This window comes from Noviherbaspirillum suwonense, from assembly GCF_900182955.1.
GTDB lineage: Bacteria > Pseudomonadota > Gammaproteobacteria > Burkholderiales > Burkholderiaceae_D > Noviherbaspirillum_A > Noviherbaspirillum_A suwonense.
The window spans coordinates 65,854-86,391 of record NZ_FXUL01000005.1 but is presented as its reverse complement, the minus strand read 5'-3'; the positions used below and the strand labels follow the sequence as shown (position 1 = coordinate 86,391).

The 20,538-nt window shown below is 66.2% G+C and carries 17 protein-coding genes and 1 other RNA gene; 11 read left to right on the top strand and 7 right to left on the bottom strand.

What is annotated here, in order from left to right:
- Window positions 1-105: 105 nt before the first annotated feature.
- From tkt to QOL82_RS09120, 3 genes are all read left to right on the top strand, one after another.
- Window positions 106-2,073 carry a transketolase gene (gene tkt / locus QOL82_RS09130; protein WP_283441945.1) on the top strand — a complete coding sequence of 656 codons (1,968 nt, stop codon included), beginning with the start codon at window positions 106-108 and terminating at the stop codon, window positions 2,071-2,073.
- A 71-nt stretch (window positions 2,074-2,144) separates the two neighbouring features.
- Window positions 2,145-3,155 (top strand): type I glyceraldehyde-3-phosphate dehydrogenase, encoded by a 1,011-nt coding sequence (gap, locus tag QOL82_RS09125; RefSeq protein WP_283441944.1) that lies wholly within the window; start codon window positions 2,145-2,147, stop codon window positions 3,153-3,155.
- A 206-nt stretch (window positions 3,156-3,361) separates the two neighbouring features.
- The gene (locus QOL82_RS09120) at window positions 3,362-4,180 is read left to right on the top strand and encodes a DUF4198 domain-containing protein (RefSeq protein ID WP_283441943.1); all 819 of its coding nucleotides are present in this window, start codon (window positions 3,362-3,364) and stop codon (window positions 4,178-4,180) included.
- 3 nt (window positions 4,181-4,183) lie between these two features.
- Here QOL82_RS09120 and QOL82_RS09115 read toward each other — a convergent pair whose 3' ends face one another.
- Entirely contained in the window at window positions 4,184-5,068 is an 885-nt protein-coding gene (locus tag QOL82_RS09115) for a transglutaminase-like domain-containing protein (RefSeq protein ID WP_283441942.1), read from the bottom strand.
- A 311-nt stretch (window positions 5,069-5,379) separates the two neighbouring features.
- On the opposite strand from QOL82_RS09115, the gene QOL82_RS09110 reads away from it, so the two are divergent.
- Window positions 5,380-5,598, top strand: a complete 219-nt coding sequence (locus QOL82_RS09110) for a hypothetical protein (protein WP_283441941.1) — start codon at window positions 5,380-5,382, stop codon at window positions 5,596-5,598.
- A 97-nt stretch (window positions 5,599-5,695) separates the two neighbouring features.
- A complete protein-coding gene (locus tag QOL82_RS09105; protein ID WP_283441940.1) occupies window positions 5,696-5,920 on the top strand; it encodes a hypothetical protein in 225 nt (74 codons plus the stop codon).
- Window positions 5,921-6,072: 152 nt separating this feature from the next.
- Here QOL82_RS09105 and QOL82_RS09100 read toward each other — a convergent pair whose 3' ends face one another.
- The 6 genes from QOL82_RS09100 to trxA form a co-directional block, all read right to left on the bottom strand.
- Window positions 6,073-7,227, bottom strand: a complete 1,155-nt coding sequence (locus QOL82_RS09100) for an F-box protein (RefSeq protein ID WP_283441939.1) — start codon at window positions 7,225-7,227, stop codon at window positions 6,073-6,075.
- Between the two features lie 150 nt (window positions 7,228-7,377).
- On the bottom strand, window positions 7,378-8,754 hold the full coding sequence (locus QOL82_RS09095) for an MATE family efflux transporter (protein ID WP_283441938.1): 1,377 nt from the start codon (window positions 8,752-8,754) through the stop codon (window positions 7,378-7,380).
- Entirely contained in the window at window positions 8,751-10,460 is a 1,710-nt protein-coding gene (locus QOL82_RS09090) for an ArnT family glycosyltransferase (RefSeq protein WP_283441937.1), read from the bottom strand. Before QOL82_RS09090 ends, QOL82_RS09095 begins: the two co-directional genes overlap by 4 nt.
- Window positions 10,461-10,570: 110 nt before the next feature.
- Complete coding sequence (locus QOL82_RS09085; RefSeq protein ID WP_283442105.1) at window positions 10,571-10,843, bottom strand: type B 50S ribosomal protein L31; 273 nt, start codon at window positions 10,841-10,843, stop codon at window positions 10,571-10,573.
- A 192-nt stretch (window positions 10,844-11,035) separates the two neighbouring features.
- Window positions 11,036-12,301 carry a transcription termination factor Rho gene (gene rho, locus QOL82_RS09080; protein ID WP_283441936.1) on the bottom strand — a complete coding sequence of 422 codons (1,266 nt, stop codon included), beginning with the start codon at window positions 12,299-12,301 and terminating at the stop codon, window positions 11,036-11,038.
- A 101-nt stretch (window positions 12,302-12,402) separates the two neighbouring features.
- Window positions 12,403-12,729 carry a thioredoxin TrxA gene (gene trxA, locus QOL82_RS09075; protein ID WP_283441935.1) on the bottom strand — a complete coding sequence of 109 codons (327 nt, stop codon included), beginning with the start codon at window positions 12,727-12,729 and terminating at the stop codon, window positions 12,403-12,405.
- Between the two features lie 271 nt (window positions 12,730-13,000).
- On the opposite strand from trxA, the gene QOL82_RS09070 reads away from it, so the two are divergent.
- From QOL82_RS09070 to QOL82_RS09045, 6 genes are all read left to right on the top strand, one after another.
- Window positions 13,001-15,691, top strand: a complete 2,691-nt coding sequence (locus QOL82_RS09070) for a PD-(D/E)XK nuclease family protein (protein ID WP_283441934.1) — start codon at window positions 13,001-13,003, stop codon at window positions 15,689-15,691.
- Window positions 15,691-18,975 carry a UvrD-helicase domain-containing protein gene (locus QOL82_RS09065; RefSeq protein ID WP_283441933.1) on the top strand — a complete coding sequence of 1,095 codons (3,285 nt, stop codon included), beginning with the start codon at window positions 15,691-15,693 and terminating at the stop codon, window positions 18,973-18,975. Before QOL82_RS09070 ends, QOL82_RS09065 begins: the two co-directional genes overlap by 1 nt.
- A 163-nt stretch (window positions 18,976-19,138) precedes the next feature.
- Window positions 19,139-19,381 carry a DUF904 domain-containing protein gene (locus tag QOL82_RS09060; RefSeq protein ID WP_283441932.1) on the top strand — a complete coding sequence of 81 codons (243 nt, stop codon included), beginning with the start codon at window positions 19,139-19,141 and terminating at the stop codon, window positions 19,379-19,381.
- The gene (locus tag QOL82_RS09055) at window positions 19,378-19,677 is read left to right on the top strand and encodes a cell division protein ZapA (protein ID WP_283441931.1); all 300 of its coding nucleotides are present in this window, start codon (window positions 19,378-19,380) and stop codon (window positions 19,675-19,677) included. Before QOL82_RS09060 ends, QOL82_RS09055 begins: the two co-directional genes overlap by 4 nt.
- A gap of 58 nt (window positions 19,678-19,735) precedes the next feature.
- Window positions 19,736-19,915: non-coding RNA, 6S RNA (gene ssrS, locus QOL82_RS09050), on the top strand.
- Window positions 19,916-19,999: 84 nt separating this feature from the next.
- Window positions 20,000-20,494: an EVE domain-containing protein gene (locus tag QOL82_RS09045; RefSeq protein ID WP_283441930.1), complete on the top strand. Its 495-nt coding sequence runs from the start codon at window positions 20,000-20,002 to the stop codon at window positions 20,492-20,494.
- Window positions 20,495-20,538 lie beyond the last annotated feature (44 nt).

Sequence of the window (20,538 nt, the reverse complement as noted above, 5' to 3'; positions counted from 1 at the left end):
ACATCAGTCTGCTAAAATATGCGGCTTTGCAGCAAGGCCCGCGCGTGCGCCGCGCCTCCTCCACTACCCTTAGCGATCATGACTTCACTCTCCTCCTCGAACAGAATGGCCAATGCAATCCGTGCGCTGGCAATGGACGCCGTGCAAAAAGCCAATTCCGGCCACCCCGGGATGCCGATGGGCATGGCGGAGATCGCAGTAGCCCTGTGGAGCCGTCATTACCGCCACAATCCGGCCAACCCGCGCTGGATCAACCGCGACCGCTTCGTGCTGTCAAACGGCCACGGCTCCATGCTGCTGTACGCGCTGCTGCACCTGACCGGCCACGAACTGTCGATGGACGAGATCCGCAACTTCCGCCAGCTGCATTCGAAGACGCCGGGCCATCCCGAATACGAAATCACGCCGGGCGTCGAGACCAGCACCGGCCCGCTGGGCCAGGGCCTGGCCAACGCGGTCGGCATGGCGCTCGCCGAAAAGCTGCTGGCCGCGCATTTCAACCGGCCCGGCATGGACATCGTCGACCACAACACCTACGTGTTTACCGGCGACGGCTGCCTGATGGAGGGCATTTCCCACGAAGCCTGCTCGCTGGCCGGCACGCTGGGCCTGTCCAAGCTGATCGTGCTGTATGACGACAACGGCATTTCCATCGACGGCAAGGTCGAAGGCTGGTTCAGCGACGACACGCCCAAGCGTTTCGAGGCCTATGGCTGGAACGTGATCCGCGGCGTCGACGGCCATGACGTCGACGCGGTCGACGGCGCGATCCGCCAGGCGCGCGACGCCGGCAAGCCGACGCTGATCTGCTGCAAGACCGTGATCGGCAAGGGCGCGCCGACGCTGCAGGGCAGCGACAAGGTCCACGGCGCCGCGCTCGGCGACAAGGAAATCGGCCTGACCCGTGAGGCGCTGGGCTGGTCCGAGCAGCCGTTCGAGATCCCGGCCGACGTCTATGCCGACTGGGACGCCCGTAAGGAAGGCGCCCGCGTCGAGGACGACTGGAACAAGCAGTTCGCGCTGTACCGGGAAGCCTATCCGCAGGAAGCGGCCGAACTGCAGCGCCGGATGAAGGGCGAACTGCCGGCCAACTTCGACGAGACCGTGCGCAGCTATCTCGCCAGCTGCATCGAAAAGCAGGAAACCATCGCGACCCGCAAGGCCAGCCAGAATGCGATCCAGGCGCTGGCGCAGGTGCTGCCGGAGTTCCTCGGCGGCTCGGCCGACCTGACCGGCTCCAACCTGACCAACTGGAAGGAATCGGTGGCCGTCCGCGCCAACCAGCCGGGCAACCATATCAATTACGGCGTACGCGAATTCGGCATGAGCGCCATCATGAACGGCATCACGCTGCATGGCGGCTTCATCCCGTTCGGCGCGACCTTCCTGACGTTCTCCGACTACAGCCGCAATGCGCTGCGCATGGCCGCGCTGATGAAGATCCGCACGCTGTTCGTGTTCACCCACGATTCGATCGGCCTCGGCGAGGACGGCCCGACGCACCAGGCGGTCGAGCACGTGTCCAGCCTGCGGCTGATCCCGAACCTGGACAACTGGCGTCCTTGCGACACGGTCGAGTCCGCGGTTGCCTGGGCGGAATCCGTCAAGCGCAAGGCCGGCCCGTCCACGCTGATCTTCTCGCGCCAGAACCTGCCGTTCCAGCAGCGCAGCGATGCGCAGGTGGCCGATATCGCGCGCGGCGGCTATGTGCTGCGCGACGCGCCGGATGCGAAAATCATCCTGATCGCGACCGGTTCGGAAATCGAACTGGCGGTCAAGGCGGCCGATGCGCTGGCGCAGCAGGGCGTGGCGGCGCGCATCGTGTCGATGCCCTGCTCCGACGTCTTTGACCGCCAGGACGCTGCCTACAAGGCCAGCGTGTTGACCAAAGGCGTGCCGCGTGTCGCGATCGAAGCCGGCGTATCCGACTTCTGGTACAAGTATGTCGGCCTTGAAGGCGCGGTCATCGGCATCGACACCTTTGGCGAATCCGCGCCGGCGAATGTGCTGTTCAAGCACTTCGGCTTCACGACCGAAAAAGTGGTGGATGCCGTCAAGATGGTGCTGGCCTGAGCCTGAACCCGCGGCCGGCGGCGACGCCGGGCCAAAAATTCGATTTGCTTAAACTGTCCTGGAGATAAAAAATGACCATCAAGGTTGCAATCAACGGTTACGGCCGCATCGGCCGCAATGTGCTGCGCGCGCACTACGAAGGCGGCAAGAAAAACGACATCCAGATCGTCGCGATCAACGACCTGGGCGACGCCAAGTCGAACGCCCACCTGACCCGCTATGACACCGCGCACGGCAAGTTCCCGGGCACCGTGGAAGTCGACGGCGACTTCATGGTCGTCAACGGCGACCGCATCCGCGTCTTCGCGCAGCGCAATCCGGCCGAGATCCCATGGGGCGAGCTGGGCGTGGACGTGGTGCTGGAATGCACCGGCTTCTTCACCACCAAGGAAAAGGCGTCGGCCCACCTGAAGGGCGGCGCGAAGAAGGTCATCATCTCGGCGCCGGGCGGCAAGGACGTCGACGCGACCATCGTCTACGGCGTCAACCATGCCGTGCTCAAGGCGTCCGACACCGTGATTTCCAACGCATCCTGCACGACCAACTGCCTGGCCCCGCTGGTCAAGCCGCTGAACGACAAGATCGGCCTGGAAAACGGCCTGATGACCACGGTCCATGCGTACACCAACGACCAGGTGCTGACCGACGTGATGCACGAGGACCTGCGCCGCGCCCGTTCCGCCACGATGAGCATGATCCCGACCAAGACCGGCGCCGCCGCCGCGGTGGGCCTGGTGCTGCCCGAACTCAACGGCAAGCTGGACGGCTACGCGATCCGCGTGCCGACCATCAACGTGTCCATCGTCGACCTGTCCTTCATCGCCAAGCGCGACACCACGGTGGACGAGATCAACAGCATCATGAAGGAAGCGTCCGAAGGCGCGCTCAAGGGCATCCTGACCTACCAGACCGAGCCGCTGGTGTCGGTCGACTTCAACCACAACCCGGCGTCGAGCAACTTCGACTCGACCCTGACCAAGGTGTCGGGCCGCCTGGTGAAGGTGTCGTCGTGGTATGACAACGAGTGGGGTTTCTCGAACCGCATGCTCGACACCACGGTTGCGCTGATGGCCGCCAAGTAACCGGTTTGCCGCTGATTGAAAACGCCCCGCTGCTGCGGGGCGTTTTTTTTGCGCAGGAATATTCGCCGGTGCCGGCTGCCTGCGGCCACTGGCGAAGCGGCGAACCGGCATACCGCCGGCAAAACGGCTTTGTCCGCAGGCAATGTGTCCGCGCCGGCAATATGCAATAGTTGCGGCACTCCGACTCCTTCACTGCCCGCCAACCCATGCGAACCAGACTCAAAACCGGCCTGCTGGCTACTCTTTTCGCCGTTCTGGCGCCACTGGCCCACGGCCATGAATTCTGGCTGGAGGCGCAGCCGTTCACGCCGGCGGCAGGCGCAAGCGCGGCCATTTCACTGCATGTCGGGGAAAATTTCGATGGGGAACTGACGCCGCTGGTGGATGAGCGCACCGCTGCGCTGCGGCATTATTCGGCGGGTTCGGTCGTCGACCTGATGCCGCGCCTGCCGCGCAGGACCGCGCTGCCGCGGCTGGACGTGCCGATCGCCAATGCCGGCTCGCACCTGATCGCCTTCGACAGCCAGCCGATTACCTTTACGCTGTCAGTGGATAAATTCCAGGCCTATCTTCACGATGAAGGGCTCGACTACGTGATCGAGCAGCGCGAAGCGGCCGGCAAGGCCGCTGCGCCCGGCCGCGAGCGCTACCGGCGCCATGTGAAGTCCCTGCTGAAGTCGGGCGGCGTTTCCGACGACACCTATGCGGTGCGGACCGGCCAGCGGCTGGAAATTACCGCGCTGTCCGATCCGTATGCGGCGCGGCCGGGCAGCACGCTGCGCTTTCGCCTGACTTTCGAGAACCGGCCGCTGGCCAATGCGCTGGTCAAGGGCTGGCACAAGCATGACAGCCAGTTATTGCTGATCAAGGCCAGGACCGACGCCGCCGGCGAAGTCGCGCTCAGCCTGCCTTACGCAGGCGAATGGATGGTCAGCGTCGTCCACATGACCCCGGCCAAGGATGCGCCGAACGCGGACTGGGACAGCTTCTGGGGCAACCTGACCTTCGCGCTGCCGGCGCCCTGAGGCTCAGGCAGCCGTTTCCGTCTCCAGCCCGCTGGTGGACAGCAGGTCGTCGCAGATTGCCGGCATCACCAGCTGGCCGCCGCCGTCGGTGATCGCTTCGATCTGGATCACGGGCGGCGCCGAGCGCACCATGCCGAAGACCGTGGCGAATGCGGCATCGGCGGCGTCCCGGCCGGTGCCCAGCCGGACCAGGCCCATAGGCGGCGACACGCCGCTCGGGTCGAACAGGTACCAGCGGCCGCTGAGCATGACCTCGACATAGGCATGGAAGTCGGTCGGCCCGAGCGAAGGGTCGGCGCCGTAGTCGATGCCCGAGACGAAGCGCGCCGGGATGTTGACTGCGCGGCACAGCGCAATCATCAGATGGGCGAAATCGCGGCAGACGCCGCCACGCTCGATGATGGTGTCCATCGCCGAGGTGCTGCCGTTGGAACTGCCGCTCTGGAATTTGACATGGTTGCGTACCCATTCCTGGATGGCTTTCACCCGTCCGTAGCCGCGCGGCAGCATGCCGAACTCGGCGGTGGCGAACTTCTGCAGCCGGTCAGACTGGCAGTAGCGGCTCGGCACGATATACGGCAGCGCCTCCAGCGGCAGTGTGGAAATCGGCATTTCCTGCAGCGCGGTCGGCGAGGCGGCATGGTGGTTGATGTCCACCGTCGCTTCGTAGCGCACGGTCAGCGGGCCGGCGGCCGCCTGCAGCCGCAGGAAGCGGGCCGCCAGGCGCTGGTCGGTGTAGGAATCCTGCCGGACCTGCTGGCTGACATCCAGTTTCTCGGAGACGACGGTCTGGTGCGGCGTCTGCGCTGCCTCGATATTGAATATGAAGTCGGCGGAGCGGTCGAAGATCTCATACGCCAGCTCGATCGAAAATTTCATCCTGACCATGGTACGTTTCCCGGAAAAAGTGTCTGCAATCATTGTGCACCTGCAGCATGAACGGATCGGTACGCCACCGAACAAAGCATGCAAGGCCGGCCTGTCCTGCTGCGTGATTGAGCGCAAGAAGACCCGGAGAGGGCATGCTAGGATTTTCATCCAACCTGACCACGAGGCTTTCATGCATAGGGCGCCCATACCCCATCCGGACAATGAACCGCTGGAAGAGGACGATTCCACCCCGGTTCCCGGCGTGCCGGGACCGGACGAGGACCCGGTCCCCGACCCTAATCCGAGCTAGCCTCATACAGGAGAACCGAATGGCTGGAAACACCTTGCAGAGCGGCACCCATGTCGCCCGTACCGACGTCAGGCTCATGCCCGACGGCACGTACGAAGCCCAGGTCTTCGTTCGCCTGACGCGCGAACCTGAAGTGGCCGAGACCTATATCCCGGCAGGCATCCATCCCGATGAACGTTCGGCGCTGGAAGCTGCCCAACAACGTGCCCGGCGGGCGCTCGACAATCACGAGTTCTGACGCAGGCCATCATGCATGCACGGCATCGCGTGTCCCTTGACCGGACGCAAACATGCCGGGCGATGATTTTATTCCCATCAACGACAGGAAAACCCCTATGGCAGCAGTGACCTATACCAAGCTCGACTGGAAAGCGGAAGCGGATATCCAGCGCCTGCCCGATGGCACGTTCCAGGGCGTTGTGCTTCTGACCCGGATGGGCAGCCCTTCCGAAGACAATGCGCCGCAAATGGTCAATGGCGTGTCGGAAACGCCGGAAGAGGCGCTGGAAGAGGCCAAGGCGCTGGCGCACCGCCTGCTGGCGGACGTCGGCGGGGTATAGGGCCAGGCAGCCCGTCCCGGGAGAACCCGCTTGCCGGCCGGCCGGGGTGAGGTTCACCGCTCCGGCTGCCGCCGGCGGCCAGGGTCAACCGGCGCGGTCCCGGTTGGGCCGTCCTGAAGGCTTGCATCGGCCATGTAAAACGCTGTTCGCGTTCACTGCGCGCGACGGTCTTCCATCCATTGCCTGACCGCGGCTGCAAGCGGCATCGACCCGGGGGCGCGCTTTTCAAGCTTCCTGACAAAATCCTGCGCCTCCTTCCTTGTAATGAACCTGCAGTTGACCAGTGTTTTCGAAAAGGAAAATTCTCCTTTCCCGGCTGGCGTTTCGGAGGCCATTGCGATCAGCGCGCAGCGGGCGAAGGCGGGCACTTGTTCGCGCCACGGGATAGCCGGGTTGTCGCGCGTGGCGTATTCGAAGAATTGGCTGAACAGGGTGCCGAGATAAGGTCTTGCGCCCGGGGCCGGCCCGAGTTCGCCTGTCGCGGCCAGCATCTCGAACCACGGGGCTTTCCTTTCCGGGTCGGATATGTAGCAGCGCAGGTTGAGCTTCGCGATTTCCTGGCTTCCCGCGCATTTTTTCAGGTGCGCGCCGACCATCCCCCTTATCCATGCGTTGATGCCTGCATCCCGCTGGTCCCATGCGCCCGCATGCCAGAGCGCGCCAGCGAATTCCAGCGGCGTCAATTGCTCAAGGGCCGCGGCCAGGGTGGTCCGGCCTGCCGGCATGCATGACGGCGCCTGGTCGCCCGCCGATGAATTGCCGCGCTTGCCTTCGGAGCGGAACTGGTGGGCCAGGCCGCTGGCAATTATTTTTTGCGCCAGCTGGTTTCCGGCGGTGTTCGATACGACCTGGATGCTCGAGCTATTCCCGATGCGGCGTGTTGCGTTCAATTCCTTCAGGAAGGGAAGATCCTGCTGATCGAGCTGGAGCGGCATGTCGCCGGTGAATCGCGCGATGTCCGCATCTCCTGCGCCGACCGACGGCGCCAGCAACAGCAGTTGCACCAGCACGGTGCTGCCTCCCGCATCGGCCACGGCGCCGAGAAAGCCCTTCCAGTTGTCCAGCGTGATGTGATGCGCATGCATTTTCAGGACGCGCGACAGCTTTTGCCAGTCAGCCGGCGTTGTCAGAGGGAGCGCGGCGTGAAGCATGCTTGCCGCCATGGCCTGGATCGCCGGCTCGGAAAGGCGCTGGAATCGACTGCTGAGCAGGGGAAGCAGGCGCACATCCTGCCCTGGCAGTTTGCTGAAGATGATCGGGAGGATATCGTCCGGCAGGTCCGCAATCGATGTGCGAGTCTGGTGCATTGCGAGGGCGCGGCAAGGTCTGGTGGAAGCGGGTTGCATGGCGTGGTCTTCAGGGATAGGGCCACGTCAGTAGCGTCGGTCGCTCGAAAGGATCCGGCGGCGCTGCATGCCTTCCCGGCGGCTGAAAATGCGTGCCGGGCCGGAGATTGCCTAGGCGCCGGCCGCGGCCCGCCGTTCCACCCGCAGCAGGTACCACAGCAGACCGATCGCCACCAGCCCGAGGCTGGCGCTGTTGCCGAGCCAGAAGCCGGCCGCGCCGCGAAGCGCCGCCGGCGCGATGCCCAGCGGATCCAGTCCCATCAGGTAGCCGCCGGCCAGGCCCACGCCCCACAGCGCCACTGCATAGATCACGGTCGGCACCACCGCCACCTTGTAGGCCCGCAGCACGAAGGCCGTGGTCACCTGCACCGAGTCGAACAGCTGGTAGAACGCAATGAACAGGAACAGCGGCATGGCTGCCGCGATGACCGCCTCGTCTGGCGTATAGGCGCGGATGATGGCGCCGCGAAACAGCCAGACCAGCACGCCGACCGTCACCGAGGCCAGCGCCGCCAGCCGGATGCCGGCATGGCCGATGCGGCGGGCTTCATCCAGGTGCTTCGCGCCGAGCGCCTGCGCGACCAGCGTGCCGGTGGCATTGGCGATCGACAGCGGCAGCATGTAGAGCACCGTGCCGAAGTTGGCGGTCACCTGGTGGCTCGCGACAGCCGTGTTGCCGATGCGCGCGATGAACAACGCCATGAAGGTATAGGCGGTGACCTCGATCAGGTAGGACAGGCCCATCGGGATGCCCAGCTTCAAAAACGCCTTCTGCGCCTTCCAGTGCGGCGCGACGAAGCCGGTCCCGAACAGGCGGAACGGCGTGTAGAAGCTGTCGCCCTTGAGCAGCACCAGGCCCGCGGCGACCGCCATCCAGGCCGCGATGGCCGTGGCCACCGCGCAGCCCGGCCCGCCCATCGCCGGCAGCCCCAGGCCGCCGAAAATGAAAAGCATGTTCAGCGGGATTTTCAGCAGCAGCGTGCCGACCTGTATCGCCATCACCATCTTGGGCCGCGACAGCGCGGTGTTGAGCGAGCCGTAGATGCGAAAGCCCAGCGTGGCAGGCAGCGCCAGCGCGAGGATGCGCAGGTAGAGCGTGACCTTCTCGGCGGTCTCGGGCGATGCATGGGCCAGCGCCAGCAGCGGCTGCGGAAACAGCAGCAGCACGAAGCCGGCCACGCACAGGAACAGCGCGAGCCAGATGCTCTGCTTGATCTCGTAGCCGATCTCGCCGTATTTGCGGGCGCCGTAGAGCTGGCCGATGATGGGCGACACTGCCTGCAGCACGCCGGACAGGCCGACGAAGGAGCTGACGTAGATCGATGCGCCCACCGCCAGCGCGGCCAGGTCGGCGGACGAGAAGCGCGAGGTCATCGCTGTGTCGATGACGCCGTTGGCGATCACCGCCAGCTGTCCGACCAGCAGCGGCCAGGCGAGCGCGCCGATGCGGCGGCTGCGCGAGCCGTGGCTTTCGACGGCTGCCGTCATCGGGTCCCGCGCCGGTAGAGCCGGTAGCGTTCGTCGCGGTCGGATGGACGCCGACCTTCCCACAGCAGGTGCAGGCTGCCCTCGGCGTCCTTGGTGATCAGCGGGCTGTGGCCGCTGTCCTGCAGCAGCAGGTATTCGCAGTCATGGTTGCCGAAACGGGAGAACTCGACCTGGCCGAAATAGGCGAAGGACGCGCGCTGCGCCGGGCCGACATTGGTGTCGACGCAATAGCCCGAGTCCGGCAGCTTCTCGCCGATCTGGTGGCTCACGCCCGCATAGCTCTTGCCGTAGTTCAGCCAGGGCAGCCACAGCGTCATTAGCAGCAGCCAGCACAGGATCACGCCGCCCGACGACAGCACCACCGCGCGCCACAGCACCGACGGATGGCGGGCGATGCGCCACCGCACCAGCATGATCCAGCCCACCGTGGCCGCCGCCGCGATCAGCATCGCGAGCAGGTTGAATTCGGGCTTGAAGCCGGGCGCGAGCTTGAACGCGTTGCGCGCGATCTGGGCCGGCCAGCCGGTCTGCTTGGCGATCCAGCCGACCCAGATGAAACCGGCGCAGGTGGACAGCGTCATCATCGCGAACCAGTCCACCGCGTTGATCGCGCCGCGCTTCATCGTCGGCAGCCCGAAGGCGGCGAGGATGGCCATCGGCGGCAGCAGCGGCAGCAGCACGCCTTCCTCGCCGTGCGGGCTGCACAGCGCCAGCAGCGTGAAGGCGGCGACGAGCGCCAGCGGCAGCCGGACATGCAGCGCCGCATGCTGCTGCCGCCATGCATACAGCGCCCAGCCGGCAAATGGCCATGCCGGCCAGGCGAACCAGATGCTGTACTTGAGGAAATACACCAGGCTGTGCGTCGACGGCAGCGCCAGCTGCGCCGCATTCCATTCCAGCCAGGATTGTGTCGGGTTGACGCCGTAGGGCAGGAACAGCGCGTTGAGCAGCGGCCAGATGGCGCCGATCGCGAAGCCCATCGGCAGCGCGACCAGGGTCAGCCGCTGCAGCAGCCGGTCGCCGTGGCGCGGCGAGGCCAGCACCAGCGCGCTCCACATCGCAAGCGGCGCCAGCCAGCCGCGCGTGAGCACCAGCAGGCCCAGCGTCGTGCCGAGCATGAGGGCCGCGCGCAGCGACTGCGACTCGAACAGGCGCACGCTGGCATAGACGGCAAAGGCGATCAGGGAAATCTGCAGCGCCTCGGCCGTGGTCTCGTGGCTGCGCAGCAGCAGGCCCAGGCAGCCGAGGTAGATCAGCAGCGCGCCGTCGGCCAGCGTGCGGCCGTAGTCGCGTGCTTCGGGCTGTCCGCCGAAGGCCAGCCGGATCGGCTGGGTCTCGGCGCGTCGCCCGAGCAGGTAGGTGGAATACCAGACCGACAGCGCGCCGATCAGGAAGAAACCGATGGTGGCGATGCGGGCGGCGAGCGCGTCGCCCAGCAGCCAGCCGAACAGGTGGATGAACAGCGCGCCCAGCCAGAATGCCAGCGGCCCTTCGCCGGGCACCTGCAGGCCGGCGATATGCGGCAGCAGCCAGTCCTGCCAGCCGCCGCGCGCCATGGTCCACATGATGCCGAAGCCGGCGGCGTCGTCGCTCTTCCACGGGTCGCGCCGGATCAGTCCCGGCAGGATGTAGAGCAGGCACAGGGCGACCAGGCCCCAGCGCGGCAGCGCGAGGGTGGCGGAAGCGGGAAGGCGGACAGGCTTCATCGGTGCTGTAGAAAGGTATGCATCCAGCCGGGCGACGTCACCGGCGGCTCATCTGCGTGGCGCACATGAAAAAGGCAGCCGAAGCTGCCTTTCTGGCCCGGGCGGGGAAATTACTCTGACTCTGCCACGGCGGTCTTGGAACCGACCTTGCCGAATTTCTGGCGGAATTTCTCGACGCGGCCGGCGGTGTCGACGATCTTGTGCTTGCCGGTGTAGAACGGATGCGACTCGGACGACACCTCGATCTTCACGAGCGGGTATTCCTTGCCTTCGTATTCCATTTTTTCACGCGTGGACAGCGTGGAGCGGGTGATGAACTTGAAGTCGCTGGAAACGTCGTGGAACAGGACTTCGCGGTAATTTGGGTGGATATCGGTCTTCATGTATGCCTCGGTGGGATAGGTAGCCAATCGTCACTTCGTCGGTCTCACTGCTTCTTGACCCGATTGTCGATCACTTGCCGGAAATTGGAGGCAGGATTATACCCTGAAAATGGATGGCGGCAGGAAAGCCGGTTCGCCCATGAAAAAGGCGCTTGCCGAAGCAAGCGCCCTTTGGGAATGGCGCAGCGGAAATCAGGAATTTCCGCGCCGCATCATGTCGAAGAATTCGGCATTGTTCTTGGTCGCCTTCATCTTGTCGAGGATGAACTCCATCGCCTCGATCTCGTCCATGCTGTAGAGCAGTTTCCTGAGCACCCAGATCTTCTGCAGCTGGTCGGGCTTGATCAGCAGTTCCTCGCGGCGGGTGCCGGACTTGTTGAGGTTGATGGACGGGTAGACCCGCTTTTCGGCCAGGCGGCGCTCCAGGTGCACTTCCATGTTGCCGGTGCCCTTGAATTCCTCGTAGATCACGTCGTCCATCCGGCTGCCGGTCTCGATCAGCGCGGTCGCGATGATGGTCAGCGAGCCGCCTTCCTCGATGTTGCGGGCTGCGCCGAAGAAACGCTTCGGGCGCTGCAGCGCATTGGCGTCGACGCCGCCGGTCAGCACCTTGCCCGACGCCGGGATCACGGTGTTGTAGGCGCGGGCCAGGCGGGTGATCGAGTCCAGCAGGATCACGACGTCCTTCTTCATCTCGACCAGGCGCTTGGCTTTCTCCAGCACCATCTCGGCGACCTGCACGTGGCGCGTGGCGGGTTCGTCGAAGGTCGACGCCACCACTTCGCCGCGCACCGAGCGCTGCATTTCCGTCACTTCCTCGGGCCGCTCGTCGATCAGCAGCACGATCAGCACTATGTCCGGGTGGTTCGCGGTAATCGCATGCGCGATGTGCTGCAGCATCACCGATTTGCCGGACTTCGGCGACGCCACCAGCAGGCCGCGCTGGCCCTTGCCGATGGGTGCGATCATGTCGATGATGCGGCCGGTGATGTTTTCCTCGCCGCGCATCTCGCGCTCGAGCATCAGCGGCTTGTTCGGGTGCAGCGGCGTCAGGTTCTCGAACAGGATCTTGTGCTTGGACGCCTCGGGCGACTCGCCGTTGACCTTGTCGACCTTGACCAGCGCGAAATAGCGTTCGCCGTCTTTCGGCGTGCGCACTTCGCCTTCGATCGAGTCGCCGGTGTGCAGGTTGAAGCGGCGGATCTGCGACGGCGAGATATAGATGTCGTCGGTCGAGGCCATGTAGCTGGCGTCGGGCGAACGCAGGAAGCCGAAGCCGTCCGGCAGCACTTCGAGGGCGCCGTCGCCGAAAATCTGCTCGCCGGACTTGGCGCGCTTCTTCAGGATCGCGAACATCAGCTCCTGCTTGCGCAGGCGGGCCGCATTGTCGATGTCCAGGCCGATCGCCATTTCGAGCAGGGCGGAGACGTGCAGCGCCTTGAGTTCAGATAAATGCATGAGTATGTGTCCCGGGATGGGAAGGTAAAAGGTGGGGGAGGGAACTGCGTGGAAGTAGTCGTTAAATGCAGCGGTGCAGGGCACCGCTGCGGCTTAATACATCAGATGTTGCTGTCGATGAACGAGGTCAGCTGACCCTTGCCGAGCGCGCCGACTTTCTGCGCGGCGACTTCGCCATTCTTGAACAGGATCAGCGTCGGGATGCCGCGGATGCCGAACTGGGCCGGCACGGCCTGGTTGGCGTCGACGTCCATCTTGGCGATCTGGATCTTGCCGTCGTATTCCTTGGCTACTTCTTCAAGGATGGGCGCAATCATCTTGCACGGACCGCACCATTCGGCCCAGAAGTCGACCAGCACCGGTTTGTCGGACTTCAGCACGTCGGCATCGAAGGAGGAGTCGGTAATGTATTTAATGTTTTCGCTCATGGTTTCCTCATGGTGCGGGGATAAGGGAATGGACGCTGCAGTGCGGATCGCCGAGCCTGCTCCGGACCTGCGCTGCACGCTGACTTAATGCAGTAAGCAGTTGTGGACGAGACATGCAAAATCAAGTTAGAAGCGGGGTGGCAAGAGGTGCTGCGGCGGGATTTCTGGAAATCATAACCGATTTTCAAGATTTGTGTGACAGTCCTACCGGATTTCCACGGGGCTCGCCTAAAATGCGCTGTGCCCTGATCATCCTCCCGGTTTTTCCTTAATGCCCAACCGTACGCTGCTGCTTCCCTCCGACCCCGCATTCTGGCCGTCCATGGCCGATGCGCTCATTGCGCATGCGCAGGAAGTACTGCCGGAAAGGCGCAGTCCGCTCGACCTGTCGGGGCTGCGGGTGCTGGCGCCCGGCTTCGCGCACGGCAGGCTGCTGCAGCGCGCGCTGGTCGCGCGGCTGGGCCCGGCGCTGATCCCGCCGCGCACCGGCACCATGGCGGCCTGGCTCGACCTGCTGCCGCCGGACAGCAGCCGGCCGCAGCAGGGCGGCAGCGAACGCCTGATGACGCTGTATGCGCAGCTGCGCGAGAACGCCTGGCTCAAGAAGCTGTTCAGCGCGCGCCGCAACACCGACCTGCTGCCGCTGGCCGAAACCCTGCTGACCCTGTTCGACGAACTCAACTGCACGCTGCTGCCGGCGATACGCGACAGCATCGAAGCGACCGATGCGCTGTGGCAGGCCGCGCTGGCGCAGCTGCCGCCCTCGGCGCAGGCGCTGCTGTCGGACGAGGGCCAGATGGTCTGGAGCCTGTGGAAAAACCAGCTCGACCACAACGAAGGCTGCACCGACCGCTTCAGCCGGATGCTGCTGCTGGCTGGCCGGCTGAAGGAACCGCTGGTCTGGATCGCCGGAAGCGAGCCCGACGCCTGCGAGCGCGCTTTCCTGGCCGCATGCGCGGAGCGGCAGCCGGTCCTGACCGTGCTGCCCGACTGGCGCCGCGACGCCGTGGCGCCGGTTTGCGCCGCGGCCTGGCCCGAAGTGCTGTCCGACGCCGGCGAGGAGGCCGCGCGCGTCGCGCCGCAGCCATTGCCGCAGGTGTCGGTGCTGGCCGCAACCAGCATGGAGGACGAGGCCGTCAGCGGCGCGCGCACCGTGCTGGGCTGGCTGGCCGGGGGCCGCAGCCATGTCGCCATCGTCGCCCAGGACCGCGTGGTCGCCCGCCGCATCCGGGCGCTGCTGGAACGGGCGCAGGTCATGGTGACCGACGAGACCGGCTGGAAGCTATCCACCACGCGCGCCGCGGCATCGCTGCACGCATGGTTCGAGGTGGTCGCGACGCGCGCCCGCACGCCGGCGCTGCTGGACCTGCTGAAATCGCCGTTCGTGCTGGCCGACCATGCCGACAAGCCCGCGCTGGTGCTGGAAGCCGAGCTGGCGCTGCGCGCGGCCAACGTCGCCGGCGGCTGGGACGCGGTGCGCCTGGCGTTGCGCGCCGTGCCGTCGGCGCATGCGGCGGTCTCGCAGATGCAGCAGCTGGCGCAGCGTTTCACCGGACGCAAGTCGCTGAACGACTGGGTGAAGGTGACCGACGCCGCGATGGTCGAGCTGGAAATGCGCGACGTGCTCGAAGCCGACGCCGCCGGCGTCCAGGTGGTGCGCATGCTGGACCAGCTCGACGCCGAGTCGGCGGCGGTGACGCCGGCCTTTTCCTTCAGCGAGTGGCGGGCGCTGGTCGGCCTGCAGATGGAAGCCACGCCCTTCATCGCGCCGGCGGTGGACGACCGCGTGCTGATGCTGCCGCTGGCGGCCGCCCGGCTGCGCAGCTTCGACGCGGTGCTGCTGGTCGGGGCCGACGCCCGGCACCTGCCGTCGGCGCAGAACGAATCGCTGTTCTTTGCCAACGCGGTGCGGCGCGAGCTTGGCCTGCCGACCCGCGAGAGCCGCCAGCGCCAGCAGCTGCGCGACTTCGCCGGCCTGCTCCAGGCCAATCCGGCGGTCGTGCTGTCCTGGCAGGCGCAGCAAGACGGCGAGCCCAATCCCGTCAGCGTCTGGATAGAACGGCTGCAGCTGAGCCTGGCGCGCGCCGGCCTGGGCGAGCTGCGCACGCACCAGGTCGAGTCCACGCCGCGGCGCCTGCGCGCGTCGCCGCCGTCGCCGCCGGCGCCGTCGGCCCCGGCGCTGCTGCCGCAGCGGCTCTCGGCCAGCGGCTACAACAGTTTCATCGCCTGCCCGTACCAGTTTTTCGCAACCCGCATGCTGGGCCTGGCCGGCCTCGACGAGTTTTCCGACATGCCCGAAAAGCGCGACTACGGCGACTGGCTGCACCGGGTGCTGCATGCCTATCACGGCGCGCTGCTGGCCGGCGCGGTGCCGCAGGAGCAGCGCGAAGGCCTGCTGCGGCAATGCACCGACCAGGTGTTCAACGAGGCGCTGGCGAGAAACAGCGCCGTCATCGCGTATTACGCGCGCTGGCAGAAAGCCCTGCCGGCCTACCTGGCCTGGGCCAATGAACGCGAGGCGCAGGGATGGCAGTTCGTGATGGGCGAACGCCGTTTCGAGAGGACGCTGGAATGGGGCGGCGGCAGCGTCACGCTGCACGGGCGCATCGACCGCATCGACTGCAATGCCGGCGGCGAGCGCGCGGTGCTGGACTACAAGACCCGCGACGCCGCCAGCCTGCGCAGCAAGCTCAAGGATGGCGAGGATCACCAGCTGGCGTTCTACGGCCTGCTGTCGGACGAGCCGGTCGCCAGCGCCAGCTATGTCGCGCTGGAACCCACCCGCGACAAGGCCGGCGAGGCCGAGGCGCCGCGCTATGCCGAGTCGCAGCAGGCGCTGCGCGCGCATATCCTGGCCAGCATGGCCGCCGTCGCCGACGGCGCGCCGCTGCCGGCCAACGGCGCCGGGAGCGTCTGCCAGTACTGCGAAGTGCGCGGCCTGTGCCGCAAGGGCGCCTGGTGATGGCGGCCCGCGCTTACGAGATCGATGGCGACGCGGTCGACGCCGGCCGCTTCATCGCCGTCGCCTGCGACCCCGCGCGCTCGGTCGCGGTGGAAGCCTGCGCCGGCAGCGGCAAGACCTGGCTGCTGGTCGCGCGCATGCTGCGTCTGCTGCTGGCGGGCGCCGAGCCGTCCGAACTGCTTGCCATCACGTTCACCCGCAAGGCCGCGCAGGAAATGCGCGAGCGGCTGATGCTGCTGCTGCGCGACCTGGCGCTGCAGTCCGATGCGGCGGTGCGCATGCTGCTGGTCGAGCGCGGCGTGCAGGAGCGCGAGCTGGCCGAGGCGATGCCGCTTGCGCGCGGCCTGTATGAACGCGTGCTGTCCTGCGGACAGTCGCTGTCGATCGACACCTTCCACAGCTGGTTCGCGCGCCTGCTCCAGCTGGCGCCGCTGTCGTCGGACGTGCCGCACGGCTATGCGATGGCCGAGAACAGCGGCGAGCTGATGACCGATGCGTACAACGGCCTGATGCAGTCGCTCGACGAGCCCGACATGGCGCCGGTGCGCGCCGCGCTGCTGGCGCTCTACGACCAGGTCGGCGACTGGAACACGCGCCGCCTGATCGAGGCCTTCGCCGGCAAGCGCGCCGAATGGTGGGCCGCAAACAAGGCCGGCGACCCGCTGTCCTGGCTGCGCGCGCAGTGCGGCGCCGACGAGCCTGACCCGCGCCTGTCGGTCTGGGACAGCGAGCTTTTGCAGCAGACCATCTGGCAGGTCGCCGCGCTGCTGGGACAAGGCGCCAAGCGCAACGTCGAACGCGCCGGGCTGATCGAGCAGGCGATGAGCGAGGGGCCGTCGCTGCCCGCATTCGAGCAGCTGCTTGCGCAGTTCTGCGACGACAAGGGCGAGCCCAAGGGTCATGACCACAGGCGCGGCAAGCTGCTGGCGGCGATCGAGCGCGAGCTGGGCGACGGCGGCGTCGCCATGTTCGAGCTGCTGTGCGGCACGCTCGCGACTGCGCTCTGGGGCCTGCAGCGGCGCAGCCGGGAAGGCATGGTGCTGGCGCTGAACGAAGCGCTGTTTACCGTCGGCGCCGCTTATCTCGAGCGTTACCAGGCGCTGAAGGCCGAGCGCCGCGTGTTCGATTTTTCCGACCTTGAATGGCAGGCCTGGCGGCTGCTCAACAGCGAGGAGCATGCGGCCTACTTGCAGGGCCGCCTGGATGCCCGCTACAGCCACATCCTGCTCGACGAGTTCCAGGACACCAACCCGCTGCAATGGAGCATCGTGCGCGCCTGGCTGTCGGCCTATGGCGACGAGGCGTCCCAGCCCAGCGTGTTCATCGTCGGCGATCCCAAGCAGTCGATCTACCGTTTCCGCCGCGCCGAGCCGCGGGTGTTCGCCGCCGCCACCGCGATGCTGGCCGAGCAGGGCGCGGCCGTGCTGCGCACCAACCAGACCCGGCGCAACCGCGAGGCCATCGTCGCGCTGCTGAACGACAGCCTGGGCAGCAATCCGCTGTATGCGCCGCAGACCACGCTGGCGGGCGATGCCGGCATCGTATGGCGGCTGCCGCTGGTGCAGGCGGCCGAGGCGCAGGGAGCCGAGCCGCAGGCTGCAGCCGCGGAAGCGACGGTGCTGCGCGACCCGTTGACCGTTGCCCGCGCCGAGGACGAGGATGCGCGCAGGCTGGAGGAAGGCAGGGCCGTCGCCGCGGCGATCACCGAGGCGATGCAGGAAATCGACACGACCCGTTGGTCAGACGTCATGCTGCTGGTGAAAAAGCGCACGCACCTGGCTGCCTATGAAAGCGCATTGCGCGAAGCCGGCATTCCCTTCCTCTCGGACCGGCGCGGCGGCCTGCTGCAGTCGCTGGAAGTGGCGGACCTGATCGCGCTGCTGGGCTTCCTGATCACGCCGGGCGACAGCCGCGCGCTGGCCCACGTGCTCAAGAGCCCGATCATGGATGCGTCGGACGCCGACCTGATCGCCATCGCGCAGCGCACCGAGGCGAACTGGTGGCTGCGGCTGCAGGCGATCGCGCAGGATGGCGCGTCGGATGCGCTGCAGCGCGCCGCGATGCTGCTGGAACGCTGGCTGGCGATCGCGGCGCGGCTGCCGGTCCACGACCTGCTGGACCGGATGCTGGACGAGGGCGACCTTGTCGCGCGCTATGCGCAGGCCGCCACGCCGCTCTCGCGCAGCAAGGTGCTGGGCAATATCGAAGCCTTCACCGCGCTGGCGCTGAACCTCGACGCCGGCCGCTATCCCAGCCTGCCCAGGTTCATCGATGCGCTGCGCGTGCTGCAGAACGGGCTGGACAACGAGGCGCCCGATGAAGCCAGCGTCGACGCGGCGGTCGACGCCGTGCGCATTCTCACCATACACAGCGCCAAGGGACTGGAGGCGCGCATCGTCGTGATGATGGACGCCAATCACAGCGAGCCGGCGCGCGACGATGTCGGCATCCTGTGCGACTGGCCGCAGGATGCCGACATGCCGCGCCATTTCTCCGCCTTCGCCCGCCAGGACCAGCGCGGCGCCGCGCGCGACGCGCTGTTCGCGGAAGAGCAGGGCTTCCGGCAGCAGGAGGACTGGAACCTGCTGTATGTCGCGGCAACGCGGGCCAGGGACTTGCTGATCGTCAGCGGCGTGGCCGGCAGGCGCGGCGCTGGCGCCGACGGCGTGGTCGAGGCGAGCTGGTATGACAGGCTGGGCGCGGCGCCGCTGCTGGTCCCGCGCGGCGCCGGCCTGCCGGGCCTGTCCGGCCCCGAGCAGGAGTTCAGCCTTGCGCTGTTCGCGCCGCAGCCGATGCCGGGCGCGCCGCAGCCGGACCCCGAACCGGAGTTCTCGGCGGCCGCCATCGACGAAGGCATCGCGCTGCATGCACTGCTCGAACGGCTGACCGACGGCGCCGAATGGCCGGTGCAGCTTCCCGACCCCGCCGCGGTGGCGCGTTGGCTGGGCTGTGCCGTTGCCCTGGCCGAGGTCGTTCAGCAGCAGGCCGGCGTCATCCTGGCGCAGCCGGAGCTGCGGCGGTTTTTCGATCCGGCGCTTTACCGCGCCGCGCACAACGAGATGGATGTGATCGCGGCCGGCCGCCTGCTGCGGCTGGACCGGGTCGTGGTCTTCGACGACGAGGTATGGGTGCTGGATTACAAGCGCGCCTTTCTCGAGGTGCAGCGGGCCGGCTATGCGAACCAGCTTGCCCAGTACCGTTCGGCGCTGCGCGCAGTGTTCGGCGAGCGCACCGTCCGCTCGGCGCTGATCACGGTCGACGGGCGGTTCTGGGAGCTGGCCTAGCCGGCGGCCCATTGCAGGATATCAAGGGGAATGGCGGAAACGGCCCGGCGCGCGCGGACCGGGCTTGCCGGCGCAGTAAATGCAAGTTCGCGGCAGATGACTGCACGATGCGTATTGCCGGAATATATTGACGTTACTTTATCGCGCCCACTATAGTTGCGGGATGATTTCAGAATTCGACCTACTTTCCGACAAGATCAGCAAACTGGTGCAGCTGACGCAGGCATTGCGCCAGCAAAACGTTGAACTGCGCCAGCAGATCGAAGCGCTTGCCGCCGACAAGGCCGGCCTTGCCGCCCGCATGAGCGAAGCCCATGAACGGATGGCCGCGGTGCTCGAACGGCTGCCCGCGCCGGAACCCGAAATCGAACAGCCCGAAGAACCGCATGACGAGGAAGTCGCATGAGCCAGCTTAACGTCATGATCATGGGCCAGTCGTTCGCGCTGACCTGCAAGGAAGGCGAGGAGGGCGCGCTGCTCCAGGCGGTGCGCTACCTCGACCAGCGCATGTCGGTGATCCGCGACGCCGGCCGCATCAAGGGCAATGACCGCATCGCTGTCATCGCGGCGCTGGGCATGGCTGCCGAACTGCTGGCCACCAAGGCGCCGCAAGGGCCGCTCGCCGGGCAGAGCATGGCGGAAGTGAAGCAGAAAATCGGCGCGATGCATGCGGTGCTGGACGCCGCCCTTGCGTCCAAATAAGCCCTGGAGTTTTTCGCGCCAAAAGGTTTGACATGCGACTCGATTAGCGTATGCTTAGCCACTCCTGCCGTGTTAGCCATTGCCATATATTCCTTGAACCATTTATGTGCATAGGTTGCGGAATATAGTTTGACGGGTGTGAGCGTCGCTAGTCCGATGAACCCGAAGTTGAACTGACTGTGACCACCTTGAACCTCATGGTTCGGGATGCCGGCAAAGCGGCACAGGCGGGACTTGATACCAAAGCGGCTGCATCCTGATGCAGTCGCTTTTTTTTCGTCCATTTTTTGCGATTGATACCTTGCGGGGAGAAGGCACAGGCATGCGGTACTGGTTGATGAAGTCCGAACCGGAAGAAGTCAGCATCGACGACGCGCTGGCCGCGCCGGACAGCACGGTTGCATGGACCGGCGTGCGCAACTACCAGGCCCGCAACTTCATGCGCGACGCGATGCATGTCGGCGACGGCGTGCTGTTCTATCATTCGGGCTGCGCGGTGCCCGGCATCGTCGGCCTTGCCGAAGTGGCCAGCACCGCTTACCCGGACCCGACGCAGTTCGATCCGGCCAGTCATTACCATGACCCGAAAGCCACGCCCGAGACGCCGCGCTGGCAGATGGTGGACATACGCGCATTGCGCAAGACGCGCGTGCTGCCGCTGGCCGAACTGCGGGCCGACCCCGAACTGGCGGGCCTGATGATATTGCAGCGGGGCAGCCGCCTGTCGATCACGCCGGTGGAAGCCGCCGACTGGCGTCACATCCTTCGCCTGCTGGACCGGCCTGCGACAGCGGCCGATACCCGCTCCAAACCCTAGCGCGCAAACGCATCAGGCGGCTGTCTGCGCTGACCGCATTGCGT